Annotated in this window: 21 protein-coding genes and 1 riboswitch; of the genes, 11 read left to right on the top strand and 10 right to left on the bottom strand. The window is 71.5% G+C overall.

Annotated features, from left to right (window positions below; genetic code table 11):
- Positions 1-45 precede the first annotated feature (45 nt).
- Both ABTY04_RS23090 and ABTY04_RS23085 read right to left on the bottom strand, forming a co-directional pair.
- Complete coding sequence (locus ABTY04_RS23090) at positions 46-669, bottom strand: response regulator (RefSeq protein ID WP_352215256.1); 624 nt, start codon at positions 667-669, stop codon at positions 46-48.
- Entirely contained in the window at positions 666-1,781 is a 1,116-nt protein-coding gene (locus tag ABTY04_RS23085) for a sensor histidine kinase (protein WP_352215337.1), read from the bottom strand. Before ABTY04_RS23085 ends, ABTY04_RS23090 begins: the two co-directional genes overlap by 4 nt.
- 339 nt (positions 1,782-2,120) lie before the next feature.
- Here ABTY04_RS23085 and ABTY04_RS23080 point away from each other — a divergent pair, with 339 nt between their 5' ends.
- Positions 2,121-2,675, top strand: a complete 555-nt coding sequence (locus ABTY04_RS23080; RefSeq protein ID WP_352215255.1) for a GlcG/HbpS family heme-binding protein — start codon at positions 2,121-2,123, stop codon at positions 2,673-2,675.
- 109 nt (positions 2,676-2,784) lie between these two features.
- Entirely contained in the window at positions 2,785-4,194 is a 1,410-nt protein-coding gene (locus tag ABTY04_RS23075; RefSeq protein WP_352215254.1) for a M1 family metallopeptidase, read from the top strand.
- Positions 4,195-4,271: 77 nt separating this feature from the next.
- Here ABTY04_RS23075 and ABTY04_RS23070 read toward each other — a convergent pair whose 3' ends face one another.
- On the bottom strand, positions 4,272-4,847 hold the full coding sequence (locus ABTY04_RS23070) for a TerD family protein (RefSeq protein ID WP_352215253.1): 576 nt from the start codon (positions 4,845-4,847) through the stop codon (positions 4,272-4,274).
- A gap of 191 nt (positions 4,848-5,038) precedes the next feature.
- Here ABTY04_RS23070 and arfB point away from each other — a divergent pair, with 191 nt between their 5' ends.
- On the top strand, positions 5,039-5,464 hold the full coding sequence (gene arfB, locus ABTY04_RS23065; RefSeq protein WP_352215252.1) for an alternative ribosome rescue aminoacyl-tRNA hydrolase ArfB: 426 nt from the start codon (positions 5,039-5,041) through the stop codon (positions 5,462-5,464).
- 65 nt (positions 5,465-5,529) lie between these two features.
- Here the strand turns inward: arfB and ABTY04_RS23060 are convergent, their stop codons facing one another.
- Both ABTY04_RS23060 and ABTY04_RS23055 read right to left on the bottom strand, forming a co-directional pair.
- Positions 5,530-6,249, bottom strand: coding sequence for an Ig-like domain-containing protein (locus tag ABTY04_RS23060; RefSeq protein ID WP_352215251.1), 720 nt, complete (start codon positions 6,247-6,249; stop codon positions 5,530-5,532).
- Between the two features lie 96 nt (positions 6,250-6,345).
- On the bottom strand, positions 6,346-6,891 hold the full coding sequence (locus ABTY04_RS23055; protein WP_352215250.1) for a flavin reductase family protein: 546 nt from the start codon (positions 6,889-6,891) through the stop codon (positions 6,346-6,348).
- 337 nt (positions 6,892-7,228) lie between these two features.
- Here ABTY04_RS23055 and cdgB point away from each other — a divergent pair, with 337 nt between their 5' ends.
- Complete coding sequence (gene cdgB / locus ABTY04_RS23050) at positions 7,229-8,935, top strand: diguanylate cyclase CdgB (protein ID WP_352215249.1); 1,707 nt, start codon at positions 7,229-7,231, stop codon at positions 8,933-8,935.
- Between the two features lie 68 nt (positions 8,936-9,003).
- Complete coding sequence (locus ABTY04_RS23045) at positions 9,004-10,023, top strand: CBM35 domain-containing protein (RefSeq protein WP_352215248.1); 1,020 nt, start codon at positions 9,004-9,006, stop codon at positions 10,021-10,023.
- A gap of 25 nt (positions 10,024-10,048) precedes the next feature.
- Here ABTY04_RS23045 and ABTY04_RS23040 read toward each other — a convergent pair whose 3' ends face one another.
- The 3 genes from ABTY04_RS23040 to ABTY04_RS23030 form a co-directional block, all read right to left on the bottom strand.
- Positions 10,049-10,966 carry a 1-phosphofructokinase family hexose kinase gene (locus ABTY04_RS23040; protein ID WP_352215247.1) on the bottom strand — a complete coding sequence of 306 codons (918 nt, stop codon included), beginning with the start codon at positions 10,964-10,966 and terminating at the stop codon, positions 10,049-10,051.
- A 94-nt stretch (positions 10,967-11,060) separates the two neighbouring features.
- Positions 11,061-12,212 carry an N-acetylglucosamine-6-phosphate deacetylase gene (gene nagA / locus ABTY04_RS23035; RefSeq protein ID WP_352215246.1) on the bottom strand — a complete coding sequence of 384 codons (1,152 nt, stop codon included), beginning with the start codon at positions 12,210-12,212 and terminating at the stop codon, positions 11,061-11,063.
- Positions 12,212-13,168: an ROK family protein gene (locus ABTY04_RS23030; RefSeq protein WP_352215336.1), complete on the bottom strand. Its 957-nt coding sequence runs from the start codon at positions 13,166-13,168 to the stop codon at positions 12,212-12,214. Before ABTY04_RS23030 ends, nagA begins: the two co-directional genes overlap by 1 nt.
- A 198-nt stretch (positions 13,169-13,366) precedes the next feature.
- Here ABTY04_RS23030 and ABTY04_RS23025 point away from each other — a divergent pair, with 198 nt between their 5' ends.
- The 3 genes from ABTY04_RS23025 to otsB all read left to right on the top strand — a co-directional run bounded on the left by ABTY04_RS23025 (position 13,367) and on the right by otsB (position 15,937).
- Positions 13,367-14,668 (top strand): extracellular solute-binding protein, encoded by a 1,302-nt coding sequence (locus tag ABTY04_RS23025; RefSeq protein ID WP_352215245.1) that lies wholly within the window; start codon positions 13,367-13,369, stop codon positions 14,666-14,668.
- Positions 14,669-14,750: 82 nt separating this feature from the next.
- The gene (locus ABTY04_RS23020) at positions 14,751-14,987 is read left to right on the top strand and encodes a DUF3263 domain-containing protein (RefSeq protein ID WP_069921326.1); all 237 of its coding nucleotides are present in this window, start codon (positions 14,751-14,753) and stop codon (positions 14,985-14,987) included.
- Between the two features lie 101 nt (positions 14,988-15,088).
- On the top strand, positions 15,089-15,937 hold the full coding sequence (gene otsB / locus ABTY04_RS23015; protein ID WP_352215244.1) for a trehalose-phosphatase: 849 nt from the start codon (positions 15,089-15,091) through the stop codon (positions 15,935-15,937).
- A gap of 53 nt (positions 15,938-15,990) precedes the next feature.
- On the opposite strand, the gene ABTY04_RS23010 is transcribed toward otsB, so the two are convergent.
- Entirely contained in the window at positions 15,991-17,475 is a 1,485-nt protein-coding gene (locus ABTY04_RS23010; RefSeq protein WP_352215243.1) for an alpha,alpha-trehalose-phosphate synthase (UDP-forming), read from the bottom strand.
- Between the two features lie 45 nt (positions 17,476-17,520).
- The gene (locus ABTY04_RS23005; RefSeq protein WP_352215242.1) at positions 17,521-18,552 is read right to left on the bottom strand and encodes a glucosyl-3-phosphoglycerate synthase; all 1,032 of its coding nucleotides are present in this window, start codon (positions 18,550-18,552) and stop codon (positions 17,521-17,523) included.
- Between the two features lie 195 nt (positions 18,553-18,747).
- Positions 18,748-18,897: riboswitch (SAM riboswitch) on the top strand.
- 17 nt (positions 18,898-18,914) lie between these two features.
- On the opposite strand from ABTY04_RS23005, the gene thrC reads away from it, so the two are divergent.
- The 3 genes from thrC (at position 18,915) to ABTY04_RS22990 (ending at position 21,088) form a co-directional block, all read left to right on the top strand.
- Positions 18,915-20,189, top strand: a complete 1,275-nt coding sequence (gene thrC, locus ABTY04_RS23000) for a threonine synthase (RefSeq protein ID WP_352215241.1) — start codon at positions 18,915-18,917, stop codon at positions 20,187-20,189.
- 32 nt (positions 20,190-20,221) lie between these two features.
- Positions 20,222-20,500 (top strand): MoaD/ThiS family protein, encoded by a 279-nt coding sequence (locus tag ABTY04_RS22995; RefSeq protein ID WP_352215240.1) that lies wholly within the window; start codon positions 20,222-20,224, stop codon positions 20,498-20,500.
- Between the two features lie 384 nt (positions 20,501-20,884).
- On the top strand, positions 20,885-21,088 hold the full coding sequence (locus tag ABTY04_RS22990) for a cold-shock protein (protein WP_005315736.1): 204 nt from the start codon (positions 20,885-20,887) through the stop codon (positions 21,086-21,088).
- The last annotated feature ends 129 nt before the right edge of the window (positions 21,089-21,217 follow it).

The raw sequence follows: 21,217 nt of genomic DNA, 5'->3' as shown, positions 1-21,217 counted from the left end.
CGGCGGTCGGCGGCGGGGCCGTCAGCGGACGCGCAGACGCCGCCGTCAGGGCAGCAGACGCTGCTCCTTCGCCACCGACACCGCTCCCGCGCGGGTGTCCACGCCGAGCTTGTCGTAGATCCGGCCCAGGTGGGTCTTCACCGTGGCCTCGCTGATGAACAGGGCCCGCGCGATGTCCCGGTTGCCCAGGCCCCGCGCCAGCTGGCCCAGGATGTCCAGCTCGCGGTCCGTCAGCGTCGGCCGGGAGCCCCGCATGTGGGCCATCACCCGGCTCGCCACCGGCGGGGAGAGCGTGGTGCGGCCCGCCGCCGCCGAGTGGATCGCGGAGAACAGCTCCTCCGGGCGCTCCGCCTTCAGCAGGTAGCCCGTGGCACCCGCCCCGATGGCCCGGGTGACGTCCGCATCCGTGTCGTACGTCGTGAGGACCAGTACGTGCGGGGGGTCGGTCACCGCCGTGATGCGCCGGGTGGCCTCGACCCCGTCGATGCCCTCGCCCAGCTGGAGGTCCATCAGCACCACGTCCGGGCGCAGCTTCGCCGCCAGGGCCACCGCCTCCTCGCCGCTGCCCGCCTCGCCCAGGACCTCGATGTCCGGCGCGCTGCCCAGCAGCGCCAGCAGGCCGGCCCGGACCACCGCGTGGTCGTCGCACAGCAGGATCGTCGTCGTCATCCGGTGGGCTCCAAGGGGATCGCCGCGGAGAGGACCGTGCCCTCGCCGGGGGTGGATTCGAGGGTCAGCGTGCCGCCCAGCTGGCGGACGCGGGCGCGCATCGCCGGGAGCCCGTGCCCGCGGTCCCCGGCCGCCCCCCGCGGCTCCGTGAAGCCCTCGCCGTCGTCCGCGACGTCCAGGACCACCTGGTTCCCCAGGAAGCTCAGGGTCAGGGCCGCGGTCCGGGCGTGCGCGTGCTCGCGGACGTTCGCCAGAGCCCCCTGGGCTATCCGCAGCAGCGCCGACTGGACGCGGTCCGGGAGCGGGGCCGGCACGCCCTCCAGATGGAAGCGGACCTCGATGTCCGGGCCCGCGTCGAGCGCGCGCAGCGCGTCCGCGAGGCCGCCGCCCCCTTCGAGCTCCGGCGGGGCCAGGTCGTGGACCAGCCGACGCGCCTCCGCCAGCCCGCGCGCCGCGATGCCGGTGGCCGTACGGACGTGCGCGCGGGCGGTGGCCGGATCGCTGTCCCAGGTGCGGTCCGCGGCCTGGAGCAGCATCTGCTGGCTGGAAAGGTGCTGGGCGAGCGTGTCGTGGATCTCCATCGACAGCCGCTGCCGCTCGGCGAGGGTGCCCTCGCGGCGCTCGGTGGCGGCCAGCTCGCGGCGGGTGCGGATCAGGTCGTCGATCAGCGCGCGCTGGGACTCGGCCTGGCGCTCCATGTGGACGAAGACGGCGGTGGCGAGGGCGGCGACCGCGGGCGGGGCCAGCAGCAGGTTCGGGTCGAACTCCTGGGAGAGCTTGAGCTGGGCCGCCACCACGAACACCGTCAGCAGGGCCACGAGGACGATCGCCGCGCGCGGCGGCAGGGTGCGCAGGGCGGTGTAGAAGAGGGGGACGGCGCACCACGCGAAGCTGGGCGCGAGGACGACCAGGACCACCCAGACCGCCACCACCAGCCCGAGCCAGAGCAGCCGCCGCAGGGTGGGCGCGGCCCCGAGCGCGGGGCCGAGCACGTACAGCAGGGCCAGCGCGATGCTGAGGGCGATGATCCACGGGGTGCTCGGCGAGCCGGGGTGGCGCAGCAGGAAGCGGACCACGGAGGCGCCGAGGAGCAGGAAGAACGCCGTGTGCATGACGGCCGCCAGGACCCGCGTGTCGTCCTTCTCCGGCCTCTGCCGCGTCTGCCGCGTCCGGTGTGCCTGCGGCGCGCGCGGGGTCTGCGGCGGTGCGTGGCTCTCGTGGCTCACAGCGGGCTCCCGGGTCGGTGTCTGGCTCCTCCATCGTCCCTGGTCGTACGCGATGGCGCCGACCAGCCAATCCGTACCCGTACCCGGTCCGCATCGACCGATCGGCTGACCCCCGGGTCAGCCGGTGCGGCAGCCGTCGCGAGCCGGTACGGGGACCGGTGGGTGCCGGGTGCGGCTCCAGGCTTGAAGCAGCAGAACGAGCCGACGTACTCAGGAGCAGCAGACATGAACACCCGCACCCGCGTTCTCACCGGTACCGCCCTCGCCGTCGCGCTCGGCGCCGGGACCTTCGGCGCGGTCAGCGCCAGCGCCGCGCAGCCCGAGGGCGCGCCGGCCGTCGTCGCCAAGAAGGACGGCGAGACGAACGAGAAGAACTTCACCACCACGACCCACCTCACGGTCGACGCCGCCACCCGCGCCGCCCGGGCCGCGCTGGAGGCCGCGCAGAAGGAGAACCAGAAGGTGACGGTCGCGGTCGTGGACCGCAACGGCAACACCATCGTGACCCTGCGCGGCGACGGCGCGGGCCCGCAGTCCTACGAGTCGGCCCAGCGCAAGGCCTTCACGGCCGTGTCCTGGAACGCCCCGACCTCGGTGCTCGTGGGCCGCCTCGCCCAGACCCCGAACCTGAAGGACATCCCGGGCACCCTGTTCCTCGGCGGCGGCACCCCGGTGCAGGCCAAGGGCGCCCCGGTCGCGGGCATCGGCGTGGCCGGCGCCCCGAGCGGCGACCTGGACGAGAAGTACGCCAAGGCCGGCGTCGACGCGCTGGAGAACTAGTCGAGCGGCTGCCGGGAAGCGGCGGTCGCGCAGAACCCCGGACCCGCGAAATCCGGCCCTCGTGGGAAACGGCCCGAAGTACCACATCGTGCCCACATAGGATCGGCGCGTGGAACTCCGTACGCTCTCCCGCCTCGCCGTCCCTGCCGCAGCCGCCCTGCTCGCCCTCACCACGGCGTGCACGGCCGGCACGGTGCAGGGGCGGCCGGGCGCGTCCGGGCTGCGCGACCCGTACTTCCCCAAGGCCGGCAACGGCGGCTATCAGATCGATCACTACGGCCTGGACCTCGACTACGACCCCGCCGACGGGGAGCTGAACGGCACTGCGGTCATCACCGCCCGCGCTGAGCAGGGGCTCAGCTCCTTCAACCTCGACCTCAGCGGCCTGGACGTCGAGGGCGTCACCGTGCAGGGCGCGGACGCCCGGTACAACCGGACCGGGCGGGAGCTGACGGTGCGGCCGGCCAAGGACCTCAAGAAGGGCGAGGTCTTCCGTACGGAGATCGACTACCGGGGCAAGCCCAAGCCCATCACGGACGCGGACGGCTCCAAGGAGGGCTGGATCACCACCGCGGACGGCGCCGTCGGGGTCGGCGAGCCGGTCGGGTCGATGGCCTGGTTCCCCGGGAACCACCACCCCAGCGACAAGGCCGCGTACGACATCACCCTGACCGTCCCCAAGGGCTACGAGGCGGTCTCCAACGGAGAGTTGGGCTCCCGTACGGACACCGCCGACGGGCGGACCGAGTTCGTCTGGCACAGCCGGGAGCCGATGGCGAGCTACCTGGCCACCGCCGCGATCGGGAAGTTCGAGGTGACCACCGGCCGGACCCCGTCCGGGGTCGCCCTCTACGAGGCCGTCGCGCCGGGGGAGGCGGCCGCCAGCGCCCCGGCGCTGGCCCGGCTGCCGGAGATCGTGGAGTGGGGCAGCCGCAGGTTCGGCCCGTACCCCTTCGGCACCGCCGGGGCGATCGTGCTGCCGGCCGACTCCCTCTCGTACGCGCTGGAGACGCAGACGAAGCCCGTCTTCTCCGGCGCGCCCGACGAGAAGCTCGTGCTGCACGAGACGGCCCACCAGTGGTTCGGCGACTCGGTGTCGCCGAAGTCCTGGAAGGACATGTGGCTCAACGAGGGCTTCGCGACCTACGCCGAGTGGCTGTGGTCCGAGGACCACGGCGGGACCACCGCGCAGCAGTACTTCGACGCCTTCCTCGCGGGCGACACCTCGGTGGACAAGGAGGCCGACTCCGACTGGGACGCCTTCCCGCCCGCCGACCCGCCCGCCGCCAAGGACATCTCCGAGAGCCCGGTGTACATCCGGGGCGCGATGGTCCTGCAGCGGATCCGTCAGGAGGTGGGCGACGAGAAGTTCTTCGCCCTGCTGCGCGGCTGGGCCGCCGACCACCGGGACGGGAACGCGAGCACGGCCGACTTCACCGCGTACGCGGAGCGGAAGACGGGGCACGACCTGAAGAAGGTCTGGGACGTCTGGCTGTACGGGGAGGGCCGGCCCAAGTAGGCGGGACCCCGTGGCGAAGCCCCCTCCCCGGACGGCCGGGAGGGGACTTCGGCTGCGGTGGCGGCGGACGCCAGGGGTCAGACGTTGACGCCGAAGTCCTGGGCGATGCCGACGAGGCCGGAGGCGTAACCCTGGCCGACCGCGCGGAACTTCCACTCGGCACCGCTGCGGTACAGCTCGCCGAAGACCATGGCGGTCTCGGTGGCCGCGTCCTCGGAGAGGTCGTAGCGGGCGATCTCGGCGCCGCCGGCCTGGTTCACGACGCGGATGTACGCGTTGCGGACCTGGCCGAAGTTCTGGCTGCGGGCGGCGGCGTCGTAGATCGAGACCGGGAAGACGATCTTGTCCACGTCGGCGGACAGGCCGGCGAGGTTGACGTTGATGGACTCGTCGTCGCCGGAGCCCTCGCCGGTGCGGTTGTCACCGGTGTGGACGATGGTCTGGTCCGGGGTGGACTTGTTGTTGAAGAAGACGAAGTGACCGTCGGAGACGACCTTGCCCATCGTGTTGACCGCGATGGCGGAGGCGTCCAGGTCGAAGTCGACACCGGTCGTCGTACGGACGTCCCAGCCGAGGCCGACCGTGACGGCGTTGAGGCCGGGGGCCTCCTTGGTGAGCGAGACGTTGCCGCCCTTGGACAGGCTTACTGCCATTTTGACTGGTGTCCTTCCTCCTCGCTTGGCCGCGAGATCGTGGCCAAGGTACCGCTGACCTTCATAACGCAGAGAGGGGGGCGCCGGGTTCCACTGCGCGTCCGTCTTCGCCGCTTCCCCCGTTTGCCTCTCCCCGTTCCGCCGCGGAAATACGCGTGACGGGCATCGCGCGGGGCGGGATCATAGGGGGCATGCCTGGTCCCTATGTCATCCGCGGTTCGGTCGTGCTCCCCGAGGCGGAGCTCGCCTGGCGCTTTTCGCGATCCTCCGGGCCGGGCGGGCAGCACGTGAACACCTCGGACTCGCGGGTGGAGCTGCTGTTCGACGTGGCCGCGACGAAGGCGCTGCCGGACGTGTGGAAGGAACGGGCGCTGGAGCGGCTCGCCGCCCGGCTGGTGGACGGGGTGCTGACCGTACGGGCCTCCGAGCACCGGTCGCAGCTGCGCAACCGGGAGATGGCGCTGGTCCGGATGGCGTCCGTGCTCGCGGAGGCCACCGCCCCGCCGCCCAAGGCGCGCCGCGCCACGAAGATCCCGCGCGGGATCAACGAACGCCGACTGCGGGAGAAGAAGGCGCGGGGCGAGACCAAGCGGGGCCGCACGGGCCGCGACTGGTAGCCGGACGGTGAGGGGGGCTTCTTCCGGATCGGCCGGGATCCTGCCGTCCCCGGCTCGTGTTCGTCTCAGGGCAGGACTTCCACGGTGATCGTGCCCTTTGCTTCCCTGCCGCCGTTGCTCACGGTGTAGAAGATCTTGTCGAATCCGTAGTACTTCTGGTCGGCCTTGTAGGCGAGCTCTCTCCTGGCGTTCTGGATCGTCGCCGTTCCGTGCTTCGGCTTCTCCACCTTGACGATCTTCAGCTGGCCGCGGCCGATGGCCAGCTGGCCGACGTTGAACTTCTTCGCCTTCTTGTCGGAGTGGAACACAGTGCTGCTCGGGGAGGTGGCCCTCAGGTGGCCGGGCGTGGCGGGTTTGTCCGGCTCGCGGCCGGGGGTCACGCGAACCGTTGCGGTGAGCGTCTTGCCGATGTCGGAGCCGAGGGACGGCTGGGCCTGCAGGGTCACGAGCACGCGGCCGTTCGTGGTGCTCGTCCACAGGGACTCCCATTCGTCGCCCACGTATTCGAGGCTGTTGATGTACTTCTCGGGAGGAGGGTCCTCCTGGTAGAGGGCGATATCGGCGATCTTGACCGCCGAGGTGCCGGCGATGGTCACCGAGATGTTGTCTCCGTATTGGAGGGGGAATCCGGGGTTGCACTGCGTCCATTCCGCCCCGCCTGCCAGGTTCGGGCAGGTGATTTCGTCTTCCGTCGGCGGTGCGGCCCGGGCCTCTGTGGTGAGCGGGCTGAACGCGGGTACGGCCAGCAGTCCGGCAACAGCCGCGGACAGTGTTCGCTTGCGCATGATGTGCCTCCTCTGCGCGTCGGCGAAGAAGGAAGCCCCCTCTCAGCCTACGGGCTCGGAGGTCACCCCGCCCCCGCCGCGGCGCCCGGCCGGGGCTCAGCCCGTCAGGTGGCGGTAGCGGCCGCGGAAGTAGGTCAGCGGCGGGGAGTCGGGGGCGGGCAGGGCCGAGGTGAGCACCCGGCCGATGACCAGGGTGTGGTCGCCCGCCTCGACGCGGTTCTCCGTACGGCATTCGAGGGTGGCCAGGGCGCCCGTCAGCAGCGGGGCCCCCGAGACCTCGCCGCGGACGTGGGGGAGGCCGGCGAAGAGCAGGCGGTCGCTGATGCGGTTCTTCATCGAGAAGCGGCTCGCCACCTGCACCTGGTCGTCGGCGAGGACCGAGACCGCCCACAGCGGCTGCTCCGCCAGCAGGTCGTCCATCCGGGAGCCCTCGCGCAGGCTCACCAGGACCAGCGGCGGCTCCAGGGAGACGGACATGAAGGCGGTGGCCGTCATGCCGACGTCCTCGCCGCGCGGGCCGTTCGGCGTCAGGGGGTTCTCGTGTGCGGTGATCAGGCACACGCCCGCAGTCAGTCGGGACATCGCGGCCCGGAACTCGTCGTTGCTCACGCCCTCAGGATGAAGGGTGGAGGCGAAAGGCATGGGTACAGGAGTCGTCTTCGGCACGCCTGGAACGCTAGTCTCGCCCTCCCGTGCCGCACATCGGGCCCGAGTCCGAGCCGCGTCCCCGCCTCTTGACCTAGGACGCCCTGGGCCCGGGCGTATCGTTTGCTCCCGGGAATGCAGGGGAGCGCTCCCAGGTGTCGCACCTGCCATCGCTTACCTTTATTCATCTCATGTGACTTGAGTCACAGAGGGCAAGATTTGTTGACCCTGTGTACCTGGCGCACAGCTCACTGTGATTCAGTGGACGGGACACCGCAACGAAACGCCGATGACAAACCTGGAGTTGCTGTCGAGGTCTCGGGGAGAGCGAGCAATGGAGACCGAGTCGGAGCCGTACGTCCGTCTTGCGACCCTGCGGCAGCTTCATCAGGTGGTGGCCGAGCTCAATACGGCCAGGAGCCTGGCGGACACCCTGCAGACCGTCGTGGACGGCATCGTCGTGGGCCTCGGCTACGAACTCGCCTGTGTCAACCTCGTACGCCCTGACGGGGATCTCGTCGTCGCCGCCTTCGCCGGCGATCCCGCCGCGGAAGCGCTGATCACCGGCCGCGTCGGCTCCCGAGCCTCCTGGGAACGCCGTCTGACGATGGGTGAGAGCTGGGACGGGCTCCGCTTCATCCCGCACACCGAGGGCTGGGTCCTCCTGGAGGACGACGTGCCCCAGTGGCACACGGACGGCCCCGATCCGCGCTTCGAGGACGAGTGGCACCCCGAGGACCGGCTCTACGCCCCCATGTATGCGTCCGGCGGGGAACTTCTGGGTGTCATTTCGGTGGACAGACCGCGCAACGGGCGCCGCCCCGGCGCGTGGGGGCGCGAAGCGCTCCAGATGTACGCCTTCCAAGCGGCGATTGCGATCAGCAACGCACGGCTGCGCGCGAACATGCAGCGGGCCCTGGTCCGGCTGGAGCGTGAACAGCAGGCGCTGCGCGCGAGCGAGGAGTCGTTCCGGCAGGCCTTCGAGTACGCGCCCAGCGGCATGGCGATCGCCGAGATGGGCGGGGACCAGCACGGGCGGCTGCTGCGGACCAACGACGCGCTGTGCCGGCTGCTGGGCCGGCCCGCCTCCGTGCTGCGCCGGTACTCCTTCTCCGACCTGGTCCACCCCGAGGACATCGGGACCCTGCTGCGGACCTCCGCCGAGGGCGGCCGGGCCGAGCTGCGGCTCGGCCGGCGCGACGGTACGTACGTATGGGTGTCGCTGCGCAACTCCGTCGTCGCGGACGCCGCCGACGGACCGCGCTTCCTGCTCACCCACGTCGAGGACATCGAGGAGCGCAAGCGCCACGAGCTCCAGCTCGCCCACCGGGCCAGCCACGACTCGCTGACCGGCCTCCCCAACGGCGCCGAGCTGCGCTCCCGCCTCGGCGCGCGGCTGTGCCGCAGGCCACAGTCGGTCCGCGCCACCGCCGTGGAGGCGCTCGACGCGGCCTACGAGGGGCACGCCGGCGGGCTCCAGACAGGTGGTGGTGCCGGCGAGCACGGCTTTCAGCCCGACACCTACCCCGAGCCCTTCGAGTTCGCCGGCACCCCGGGGACGCCTGGTGCGCCCGGCACGGGCGCGGGCCCGTACGACCACCACGTGCACACGGTGGCGCCCGCGAGCGACGTCGACGACGGGTCGAAGGGGCTCGCGGTGCTCTTCTGCGACCTCGACGGATTCAAGTCGATCAACGACCGGTTCGGGCACCACACGGGCGACGCGGTCCTGATCGAGGTGGCCCGGCGGCTGACGACGGGCGTCAGGGACGGTGACACCGTCGCTCGGCTGGGTGGTGATGAATTCGTCGTCCTCGCGGACGGACTGGGCGCGGCCGACGCAGCCGATCTGGCCGTCCGGCTGCGCAACGCGATCATCCCACCGATCCGGGTGGACGGCCGCGCGGTCCGTGTGGGCGCGAGTTTCGGCATCGGCTGGGCCAGCTGCGGCATGTCGGCGGACGAGGTGCTGCGCTCGGCCGATCAGCGGATGTACATCGAGAAAAGGTCGCGTTCCAAGGCGCATCGCCGCGCGGGCTGAGGCGATCAACCGCCCGTGGGTGCACCTGTTCGGGGTAGGCTCCCGTGGGTCGAAAGGAGTGACCTGCGATGACGACGCCCGCGAACCACGGCCAGAACAGTGGGGCGAACAAGCCCGAGGACGACGATCCGTTCGGCTATCTCTACGCGGACGGCCAGGCCGCCGGAGCCACCCCGCCCACGTCGGGCGGTGGATACGGCTACCCCGGCCCGGGGGTCGGCGGTCAGTCCGGCGCGCAGCCCGGTGTCCCCCGTACCTCGTACAACCAGGTGCGCACGGTCGGCGAACGGACGTACGGCGGCCAGCGGGGCCAGGTTCCGCCCCAGCAGCAGCCGCCGGCCTACCAGGCGCAGTACCAGGCCCCGGAAGCGCTCCAGGCGGGCGGCTACGGGGTCCCGCCGCAGCAGGGGCAGACCACGACGACGATCCCCGCACCGGGCGGCCACGGCGGCCACGGCGCGGGCGGCGGCTCCAGCCGCAAGGGCATGCTCATCGCGGCCGTCGCGGTGGTCGCCGCGGTCGTGATCGGCATCGGTGCCGCCCTGGCCTTCGGCGACAAGGACAAGGACAAGGGCGACAAGGGCAACACCGCGGGCGGGCAGCAGTCGGCGCAGCCGCAGAACTCGCCGTCCGCGGAGCCGAGCGCCTCGCAGTCCCCGGAGGCCCCGCTGCCCAAGGCGGACGCCTCGGGCGCCGGCATGTCCCTGACCGGCGGCGCGCACCTCGAAGGCACGGTGCCGGGCGCGAAGAGCGCGGGCGGCCAGTACGTGGGCGGCCTGAACGCCCCCGGTGCGGCGGCGACATGGACCGTGGACGTGGCCAAGGCGGGCAACTACAAGCTGAAGATGGTCTACGGGGTGCCGGGCAAGGACGCCAGCACCACGCTGACCATCAACGGCGAGGCGCAGTCCCGGCCGATCAACATGAAGAACTTCTCCCAGGCCAAGCCGGGCGAGTGGGACAAGGGCTGGACCAACACCTGGTCGCAGGTGTCGCTCAAGCAGGGCACGAACACGATCAAGATCTCGTGCGAGGCCGGGAACCAGTGCGAGATCAACCTCGACCAGCTCTGGCTCGAAAGGCTCTGATCCAGGCTACGGCCGGGCCGCGGCCCTAATGCGCCGTTACCTTCACCGACCCCCGTACCTGTTCGTAGGTGCGGGGGTCGAACTCTCCCGCCACCGGGGCCGTCACCGTGGCCGCCGACAGGGCGACCGCGCGGGTCAGCCGGTCCGGCCAGTCCAGGCCCTCCACCAGGGCCGACAGCAGCCCTGCTACCGCGGAGTCCCCGGCTCCGGTCGGGTTGCCCGCCAGGGCGCGGGGCGGGGCCGCCTGCCAGGTCCCCTGGGCGGTGGCCGCCACCAGCCCCTCCGGGCCGAGTGAGGTGACCACGGCCTGCGCGCCGCGGCGCCGGGCGTCGCGGGTGGCCTGGAGCGGCTCGCAGGAGCCGGTCAGTTCGGCGAGTTCGGCGGCGTTCGGCTTGACCATCTCGGGACGGGCGGCGACCCCGCGGCGCAGGGCCTCGCCGCTGGTGTCGAGCAGGACGGGCACGCCGGCCGCGCGGGCCGACCGTACGAGGGTGGCGTACGCGCCGACGGGCACGCCGGGCGGGAGGCTGCCGCACAGGGCGACCGCGCCGGCGCCGGCCAGCAGGGCCTCGTAGCGGGAGAGGAACCCGGCCCACTCCGCGGAACTGATCAGCGGGCCCGGCTCGTTGAACTGCGTGGTGTTGCCCGAGGCCCGGTCGACCACGGCCAGGGTGCGCCGGGTGGCGCCCGCGCAGGGCATCAGTGCGTCCGTCACCTGCGGGGACCCGGCGAGCAGTTCGCGTACGACGGCGCCCGTGCGGCCGCCCGCGAAGCCGGTCGCGGTGACCTCGTGGCCGAGGGCGGCCAGCACCCGGGCGACGTTGAGGCCCTTGCCGCCGGCCCGCTCGGTCACGGTGGTGACCCGGTGCGAGGCGTGCGGAATCAGCTTCGGTACATGGTGGGTGACGTCGAGTGCGGTGTTGAGCGTCACGGTGAGGATCATGGCAGGTCCCGGTCTCGGTGTGTGCCGGGATCATGCCAAACAGGAGTGCGGGCAGCCCAGCCCCGGGTGCCGCCCGCCTGCCTCCGCTACCCGCTCAGACCAGCGGATCCACGATCCACTCGCCCCTCCGCATGACGCCCTTGAGGTCGAACTCGGCGTCCAGGACGACCAGGTCGGCGTACTTGCCCGGCTCCAGCGAGCCGACCTCGTCGTACAGGCCGAGCAGCTTGGCGGGGTTGGCGGAGATGGCCTGGACCACGGACTCGACGGGCAGCTTGTCCAAGGTCACCGACCGCTTGAAGGCGGTGTCCAGGGTCAGTGTGGAGCCGGCGATCGAACCGCCCTCGACGAGGCGGGCCACGCCCTCCTTGACCTCGACCTCCAGCGGTCCCAGGTGGTAGATCCCGTCGCCGAAGCCCGCCGCGTCCATCGCGTCGGTGATCAGCGCCACGCGGTGCGCGCCCGCGTGGTGGAATGCCAGCTCCAGCATCGCCGGGTGCAGGTGGGTGCCGTCGTTGATCAGCTCGACGGTGACCCGCTCGTCCTCCAGCAGCGCGGCGATCGGGCCGGGGGCGCGGTGCTCCATGGCGGGCATCGCGTTGTACAGGTGGGTGGCCACGGTCGCGCCCGCGTCGATGGCCTGGCGGGTCTGGTCGTACGTGGAGTCGGTGTGGCCGATCGCGGCGATGACCCCGTGCTCGGCCAGCAGCCGTACGGAGTCCAGGCCGCCCGGGAGCTCGGTGGCCAGGGTGAACATGCGGGCGGCGCCGTGTGCGGCGTCGATCAGCTTGCGGACCTCGGCCGGGTCGGGGTCGCGGAGCAGGTCCTCCTTGTGGGCGCCCTTGCGGCAGGCGTTGATGAACGGTCCCTCGAAGTGGATGCCCGCGATCTCGCCCTGCCGGGTCAGCTCGGCGAGCAGCCCGGCGCGGCGGGCCAGTTCGTCCAGGTCGCCGGTGACGGTGGAGGCGACGAGCGTGGTGGTGCCGTGCTCGCGGTGGGTCCGTACGCCCCGGAGGACCTCCTCGGCGGTGCCGGAGGTGAAGGAGGCGCCGCCTCCGCCGTGGTTGTGCATGTCCACGAAGCCGGGGACGAGCCAGTGCCCGGACAGGTCGACGATCCGCGCGCCCTCACCGGCGCTGCCGGCGATGCGCTCGCCGTCGACGATGACGCGGCCGCCCGCCACGGTCCCGGTGGGCAGTACCACCCTGGCGCCGGAGAGAACGGTGCTGTGTGCGCTTCCGGACATCAGGCAGGTACCTCCGTGGCGAGTAGGTCCCAGGCGAGCAGCCCTGCGCCCAGGCATCCGGCGGTGTCCCCGAGGGCCGCCGGAACGATGTCGGGCAGCCGCTGGAACGTCACGCGCTCCTCGACGGCGGTCCGTAGTGGTGTGAACAAGGTTTCCCCGGCCTCGGCGAGCCCGCCACCGATGATCAGCGTGCGCGGGTCCAGCAGGGTGATCGCGGTGACCAGGCCGTCGGCGAGGGCGCCGACCGCGGCCAGCCACACGTCCAGGGCGCGCCGGTCGCCGGACCGGACGGCCTTGGCGCAGTCCGCGGCGTCCGCCTCCGGATCGCCGGAGGCGGACGCCCAGGCGCGGCTGACGGCGGACGCGGAGGCGAGGGTCTCCAGGCATCCGAACTGGCCGCAGCCGCAGGCCGGGCCCCCGGGGCGGACCACGATGTGCCCGATCTCGCCCGCGTAGCCGTGGGCACCGGCCTCGATGCGGCCGGCGATGCCGATGGCGCCGGCGATCCCGGTGCCGAGGGGGACGAACAGGAAGCGGTCGGCGCCCCGGCCGGCGCCGATGCGGCCTTCGGCGAGTCCGCCCGTGCGGACGTCGTGGCCCAGGGCCACCGGGAGGCCGCCGAGCCGTCTGCTGAGCAGCTCGCGCATCGGTACGTCGCGCCAGCCCAGGTTCGCCGCGTAGACGGCGATCCCGTTCTCGGCGTCGACGATGCCGGGGACGGCGACGCCGGCCGCGGAGGCGGCCACGCCGAAGCGTTCGCGGCCGAGCTCGGACAGCTCGGCGGCGAACTCCAGGATCGTCTCGACGACGGCGTCGGGGCCCCGGTCGCGGCCGGTGGCGCGGCGCGCTTCGTGGAGCAGGGTTCCTCCCCCGGCCACCGCTGGGTGGTGCCCCCTGGCGATGAGGGCGGCCTTCATCCCGGTGCCGCCCACATCGAGGGCGATGACGTGTTTCACGGGTTTCACAGGTGACAGTCTCGCGTGCTCGGCGGGGAAAGGTCTAGTCCATTGGTGGGGATTGTTGAGCTGCCATACAAATTCGGGACCTCGGTCGGGTCGCGAACCGGACACGCTGCGTTCCGGATGTGGACGAGCCGCCAAAGTGGTGTAGACCTTACGTTGATCGTACGTACAACAAGGGGTGGATCGAGAACTGTGAAGGGCCGTTACCTGAGCCTGGCCGCGACCGGCGCCGCGCTGAGCCTGACCGCCGTGGCCTTGACCGGCTGTGGAAGTGTGGGGAGCCTCACCGGGGACAACGAGGTGACCCTCCGGGTCGTGGCGGCCGACTACGGGGACAATCCGCAGAACTCCTCGACGGGCTACTGGAAGGACCTCGCGGCCGGCTTCGAGAAGGACCACCCCGGCGTCAAGGTCGAGGTCAGCGTCTACTCCTGGTCCGAGGTCGACGCCAAGGTCGCGGCGATGGTCAAGGCCGGCAAGGCCCCCGACATCGCGCAGATCGGCGCCTACGCCGACTACGCGGCCGACGGAAAGCTGTACACGGCGGAGGAGCTGCTCTCCGTCAAGACCGAGGCCGACTTCCTGGCGCCGCTCGCGGACGCCGGCAAGGTCAGGCGGGTCCAGTACGGCATGCCCTTCGTGGCCAGCACCCGCCTGCTCTTCTACAACGAGAAGCTGCTGTCGGACGCCGGCGTCATCGCGAAGGACGCCAAGGGCGGCTGGCAGCCGAAGAGCTGGGCCGACCTGGAGGCCGCGGCGAAGAAGCTCAAGTCCGCCGGCGTGCCGACCCCCTTCGCGCTGCCGCTGGGCCGCGAGGAGGCGCAGGCCGAATCGATGATGTGGATGCTCTCCGGCGGTGGCGGCTACACCGACAACGAGGAGGCGTACGCGATCGACTCGCCGGAGAACGTCAAGACCTTCGAGTTCCTGCGCGACAAGATGGTCGGCCAGGGGCTGACCGGGCCGGCGGAACCGGTGAAGACGGACCGTCAGGCCGCCTTCGACGCCTTCACCCGGGGCGAGGTCGGCATGCTCAACGGCCACCCCACGCTGCTGAAGCAGGCGGCGCAGAAGGGCGTGAAGTTCGGCATGGTGGCCATGCCGACCGCCGACGGCACCGAGCACCCGACGATGGGCGTCGCGGACTGGGTCATGGCCTTCAAGAACGGCCACCGCAAGGAGTCCGGGAAGTTCCTGGACTACCTGTACGAGGCGAAGAACGTGACGGCCTTCACCAACAAGTACGACCTGCTGCCGGTCACGACGAGCGGCTACCGGGCGATGGACTCCAGTACGGGCGCTGCGGCCCTGCAGCTGAAGACGTTCCTCCAGGCGCTGCCGAGCGCACGCCTCTACCCGGTCGGCAAGAAGTCCTGGGCCGGGGTGAGCGAGGACGTCAAGCAGAACATCGGCAAGAGCGTGCAGCCGGGCGGGCAGCCGGCGAAGGTCCTGGACGGCATCGCGGAGTCGGCACGCAAAGCGGACAGCCACTGAGCGGCGCGCCCCGGTGGGCCGTGGGCGCCCGCTCGGCTGCGGGCGCCCGGTGGCTGTCGGCGGGCGGCGTTAATCTGGCCGTATGACGGACGACGGGAGGCTGACGGCCACCGAGGCCGCGGTGCTCGCGTACGAGGGACGCACGTGGCCCGGGCCCGGAGCCAAGGAGCGGGCCATACGGGAGGGGCTGGGGATGACCCCGGTCCGCTACTACCAGCTGCTCAACGTGCTGATGGACGATCCACGGGCACTGGCCCACGCGCCCGGCACCGTCAACCGGCTCCGCCGCATCCGCGAGGCGCAGCGGGCCCGGCGCTGAAGGACCGGCGGCGCACCGGACACCGGCCGGAGGCGGACCGGCGCCCGCGGGTCTGCCGTGCGCCGTAGCCGTGGCCCGGCCGGGCCGTTAGGGTCGTCCGTATGGGGAGCCATCCGCACAGCCTGCCGATGCCCGTCACCGCTGCCGGACGTGAGGGACTCGAAGCCCTCCTCCGCACGCCCCACCGTTCCGTGGTCGCGCTCGACTTCGACGGCACCCTCGCCGACATCGTCCCGGACCCGGACCAGGCGCGGGCTCACCAGGGGGCCGTCGAGGCCCTGGCCGCCCTGGCCCCGCAGGTCGCCTCGGTGGCCGTGATCACCGGCCGCCCGGCGGGGGTCGCGGTCCGCCACGGGGGCTTCGCCGGGGTACCCGGCCTGGAACACCTGGTGGTCCTCGGCCACTACGGGGCCGAGCGCTGGGACGCCGTGACCGGCATAGTGCACGCGCCGGCCGAGCACCCCGGGGTCGCCGCCGTACGGGCGGAGCTGCCCGGGTTCCTGGACTCCATCGGCGCCTGGCGCGGCACCTGGATCGAGGAGAAGGGCCGGGCGCTGGCCGTGCACACCCGGCGCGCCGAGGACCCGGACGCGGCCTTCGCCGCGCTGCGCGAGCCGCTGGCCGAGCTGGCGGCGCGCCACGGGCTGATGGTGGAGCCCGGGCGGGCGGTGCTGGAGCTGCGGCCGCCGGGCATGGACAAGGGCATGGCCCTGACCGAGTACCTCGCGGAGACGGGGGCCGAGGCCGTCGTGTACGCGGGGGACGACCTCGGCGACCTCGCGGCGTACGCGGCGGTGGAGAAACTCCGGACCGACGGCATGCCGGGGCTGCTGGTGGCCAGCGGCTCCGCCGAGGTCCCCGAGCTCGCCGCCCGGTCCGACCTCGTCCTGAACGGCCCTGCCGAGGTCGTCGCCTTCCTGTCGGCCCTGGCCGACGCCGTCCGCGGCTGACGGGACCCTGCGCAGCGACTCAGGGGCGCAACTCACCGCCCCACCGTGCACACCTAGACGTCGCGCAGGGCGGCCAGCTGGGCCGTGAACCAGGCCGCCGGGGGGAGGGCCGTGGCCGCCGAGGCCAGCCGCTTCGTGCGCTCCGCGCGCTCATCGGCGGGCATCGACAACGCCGCGTGCAGGGCCTGCGCCGTCGCCGTGACGTCGTACGGGTTCACCGTCAGCGCGTCCTCGCGGAGCTCCCCGTACGCGCCCGCGCCGGTCGACAGCACCAGCACGCAGCCCGCGTCCGAGACGACCGGGATCTCCTTCGCCACCAGGTTCATCCCGTCCCGCACCGGGTTCACCAGCGCCACGTCCGCCAGCCGGTACGCCGCCAGCGACCGCGCGAAGTCGTCCTTCACCGACACCAGCACCGGCTGCCAGCCCGCCGTGCCGAACTCCTCGTTGATCTTTGCCGCCAGCTCCCGCACCGACTCCGTGTACGCCCGGTACACCGCCAGGTCCTGCCGGGAGGGATACGCCGAGGCCAGGTGGACCACCCGCCCCCGCCACTCGGGATGCACGGTCAGCAGCTCCCGGTACGCCAGCAGTCCCCGCAGGATGTTCTTCGACAGCTCGGTCCGGTCCACCCGGACGATCGTCTTCAGGCCGTCGACCTCCGTCCGCAGCGCCGCCAGCTTGTCGTCGACCTCCGGCCGGTGCGCCAGCGCCCGCAGCTCGTCCCCGTCCACGCCCAGCGGGAACACGGCCACGTCCGTCCGCCGGTGCTGCACCGGGCCCGTCGTCATCTTCTCGATGTACCGCGCGTCCTGCGGGCCCACCCCGGGCTCCGTCTTCGGCTCCGCGATGCCCCGCTCGTCGTCCAGCTGCGCCGCGGCCATGAAGCTGTGTGCCCACGCCCACGTGTGGAAGCCCACCACGTCCGCCCCGAGCATGCCCCACATCAGCTGCGCCCGGATGTCGTCGGGCAGCATGTCCAGGAACTCGCGCGAAGCCCACGGGGTGTGCGTGAAGTGGCTGATCTTGAGGTCCGGCCGCAGTTCCCGCAGCTCACCCGGGACCAGCGCCAGGTGGTAGTCCTGTACGAGCACTGCCGCGCCCTCGCCCGCCTCCTCCGCGAGCGCCAGCGCGAAGGCGTGGTTGTAGGCGACGTAGGACTGCCACTGCCGCCGGAACTCCGCGTCGAAGACCGGCTCGCGCGGGATGTCGTACAGGTGGTGGTGCGTGAACCAGAGCACCGAGTTCGCGATGCCGTTGTACGCGCCGTCGTACGTGGCGGGATCGATGTCCAGCATCCGGACACTGCCCCGGCTGCCGGGGGTGCCCCCGGGCTCGGAGACGCCCCGGCGGACCGCCTCGCGGTCCGCCTCCGACAGCGCCGCGCAGATCCACAGCGCATCCGGCTGCCGGGCGAGGGCGGTCGAGAGGCCGGAGACGAGACCGCCCCCGCCGCGCCGGGCGGTGAGGGTGCCGTCGTCGGCGAGGAGGTAGGAGAGGGGGCCGCGGTTCGCTGCAACGAGTACCTGGGAAGCCATGCGGCGAACCTAGCCCGGGGCCCGCTCCCCCAAACGTCAGTTCCCTCACGCCACCCGGCGGCCGGAGTACTCCTTGATCCCGGCCATGGGCGGCCGCTCCTCGGTGTCCACCGCGTACGTCCGCGGCACGAAACCGTCCGGCCCGCGCTCGAACTGCGTCAGCTCCGGCCGTACGGGGGGGTACCCCCAGCGGTGGCCGGGGGAGTGCCCGCGCGAGAGCCGCAGCTGCGCCGTCCGGTAGATGGCCGCGGCCATCCGGCCCAGGGCCTGGCCGTCCTGATGGCGGTGGAGCCGTACGCCGACGTCCACCTGGGCCAGCGCGTCCAGCCCGACGGTGTGCAGCGCGTCCACCAGCAGGCCCAGCTCGACGCCGTACCCGACGGGGAAGGGCAGTCGTTCCAGCAGGCTGCGGCGCACCGCGTACTCACCGCCGAGCGGCTGGACGAATCCGGCCAGCTGCGGCCAGTGCAGGTTGAGGAGCGGCCGGGCGACGAGCTCGGTGACCCGGCCCCCCTGGCCGTGGGTCTTGCCGAAGGCAAGCGGATCGGACCGGGTGCGGGAGGCGAGCCCATCGAATTCCGTCACGAGGGGGCGGTCGTACATCGCCTTGACGAACTGCACGTCCGGCTCGGTCAGCAGCGGGCCGACGATCCCGGACACGAAGGTGGACGAGAAGTCCCGCAGGTCCGCGTCCACGAAGCAGACGATGTCGCCTCCGGTCACCAGCAGCGAGCGCCACAGCACCTCGCCCTTGCCGTGCAGGGCCGGGATCCGCGGCAGGATGTCGTCGCGGTGCACCACGCGGGCGCCGGCCTTCGCGGCCACCTCGGCGGTCCGGTCGGTGGAGCCCGAGTCGACCACGACCAGTTCGTCGACCAGCGGCACCGGCAGCCCGTCGATCAGATCGCGCCGGATCACCTCGACGATGGCGCCGACCGTCTCCTCCTCGTCGAGCGCGGGCAGGACGACGCTGACCGTGGTGCCTGCCGCCCGCTTGGCGGAAAGCAGCCGGTCGAGCGGCCGGTCAGCCGCGGACCAGGAGCGGTCCGCAAACCAGCGCTCCACCTCTTCCAACACGTTCGGCACTCCCTGATCGGTCGTGGCTCCCCGGCGCTTTCGGCCGAAAAGCCATCCATCTCGCGGTTCGGACAGCTGTCTCAACCACCCGGACCTTCCGTTACAGTCTTGAACAACGCGAAGGACCGCCGCATGCCGGGGTCCCCGCGTACAAACGCCCGGACGCGCCATAGAGCGCGCGGCCCGGTGCCATACCGCTCATCCAGAGGGGCAGAGGGACACGGCCCGTTGAAGCCCCGGCAACCCTCCAGTCGGTTCTCGCGTTCGCTTGCGGCAGCGAGGTCCCCGGCTAGGGAAGGTGCCAATTCCGTCTCATGGCGAAGTGCGCCATGGGGAAGATGAGGAGAAAGGGCCTCGCCATCATGGCTGCACAGACTGTTGCCACCTCTGTCGATCTCGGACCTGCCACCGGCCTTTCCTGTCGTGAGTGCGGTACCCGCTTCGAGCTCGGACCCATCTTCGCCTGCGTCGAGTGCTTCGGTCCGCTGGAAGTCGCCTACGACCTTCCCACCGGTGACCCCGAAGCCCTGCGCGCCGCGATCGAGGCCGGCCCGAACAACATCTGGCGCTACGCCCCGCTGCTGCCCGTCCCCGTCGACGTGGCCTCCAAGCCCAGCCTGAACCCCGGCTTCACCAAGCTCGTCGACGCCCGGAACCTGGCCAAGGAGCTCGGCGTCACCGGCAAGCTGTACGTCAAGGACGACTCCGGCAACCCGACGCACTCCTTCAAGGACCGCGTCGTGGCCATCGCCGTCGAGGCCGCCCGCGCCTTCGGCTTCACGACCCTCTCCTGCTCCTCCACCGGCAACCTGGCCGGCGCCGTCGGCGCCGCGGCCGCCCGGGCCGGATTCCGCTCCTGCGTGTTCATCCCGCACGACCTGGAGCAGGGCAAGGTCGTCATGGCCGGTGTGTACGGCGGCGACCTGGTCGGCATCGAGGGCAACTACGACGACGTGAACCGCTTCTGCTCCGAGCTCATCGGCGACCCGCTGGGCGAGGGCTGGGGCTTCGTCAACGTCAACCTGCGCCCCTACTACGGCGAGGGTTCCAAGACCCTCGCGTACGAGATCTGCGAGCAGCTCGGCTGGCAGCTGCCCGACCAGCTCGTCATCCCCATCGCGTCCGGCTCGCAGCTGACGAAGATCGACAAGGGTCTGCAGGAGCTCATCAAGCTCGGCCTGGTCGAGGACAAGCCGTACAAGATCTTCGGCGCCCAGGCCGAGGGCTGCTCCCCGGTCTCGACCGCGTTCAAGGCCGGCCACGACGTGGTCCGCCCGCAGAAGCCGAACACCATCGCCAAGTCGCTCGCCATCGGCAACCCGGCCGACGGCCCGTACGTCCTGGACATCGCCCGCCGTACGGGCGGCTACGTCGAGGACGTCAACGACGAGCAGGTCGTCGAGGCCATCAAGATCCTCGCGCAGACCGAGGGCATCTTCGCCGAGACCGCGGGCGGCGTGACCGTCGGCGTGACGAAGAAGCTCATCGAGAACGGGCAGCTCGACCCGGCGCTGACCACGGTCGTCCTCAACACCGGCGACGGCCTCAAGACCCTGGAGGCGGTGGCCGCGGACAGCGGGCAGACCGCCACCATCCGCCCGAGCCTGGACGCGTTCCGCGCCGCCGGCCTGGCCTGATCTCCCCTGACACCCGGAAAGGCAGTAGCGCCATGAGCGTCAACGTCCGCATCCCCACCATCCTGCGCACCTACACCGGCGGCCAGGCCGAGGTCACCGCCGAGGGCTCGAAGCTCTCCGAGGTCATCGAGTCCCTGGAGAAGAACCACCCGGGCATCGGTGCGCGCGTCCTGGACGACCAGGGCAAGCTGCGCCGTTTCGTGAACGTCTACGTCAACGACGACGACGTGCGCTTCGAGGGCGGTCTGGACGCGGTGACGCCGGACGGCGCGGGCGTCTCGATCATTCCCGCCGTCGCGGGCGGCTGCTGACACGCGAAAGCACCAGAATTACCCCCTCCGGCAAAAGCGGAGGGGGTAATTCTGCTTGGTTGGGCGCGGTAGGGTTGGGGAAGTCCCCTCCGCTGTTCTTGCCTGCCGCATATGAGCGGGTCGCGTGATGGTTGACATTGAGTCAATGTGCGTGTGCGGTATGGGGCTTTGGCGAGATATGCCAGGTCCGAGTTGCCCGAGAATATGCCAACTTTTCACTCTATTTCAATGTATCCCCGTGTCCAGATTTCTCGTCGGATTGACCTGTTGCAGACAGCAGCGGTGCAGATACATTCAGCCCCGGTCGAGGCGTTCCGGCGCAAGTTCTGACCCGGGACCGCGAAGTGCGGTCCTGCGCAAGGGCCAGTAATAGGGGAGTTAGGCATGGCTCAGGGCACCGTCAAGTGGTTCAACGCGGAGAAGGGTTACGGCTTCATCGCGGTCGACGGTGGTGCGGATGTGTTCGTCCACTACAGCGCCATCCAGATGGACGGGTACCGCACCCTTGAAGAGGGTCAGCGGGTCGAGTTCGAGATCTCGCAGGGCCAGAAGGGTCCGCAGGCGGACATGGTCAAGCTCGCCGTCTAGTCCCGGCGCGATCGACCACCGACGCATGACGCACGAGGGTCCACATCCTTGAGGAGGGATGTGGGCCCTCGGTGCATGTCCGGCCGACGGTCGGGGCAGCCGCCCGGCGTTGCCTGAAGCCGCTTGCAC

It is taken from the genome of Streptomyces sp. NPDC097981 (genome assembly GCF_040302565.1).
Lineage (GTDB): Bacteria > Actinomycetota > Actinomycetes > Streptomycetales > Streptomycetaceae > Streptomyces.
The sequence above is the reverse complement of the archived record's forward strand: the minus strand, read 5'-3'. Positions and strand labels throughout refer to the sequence as shown.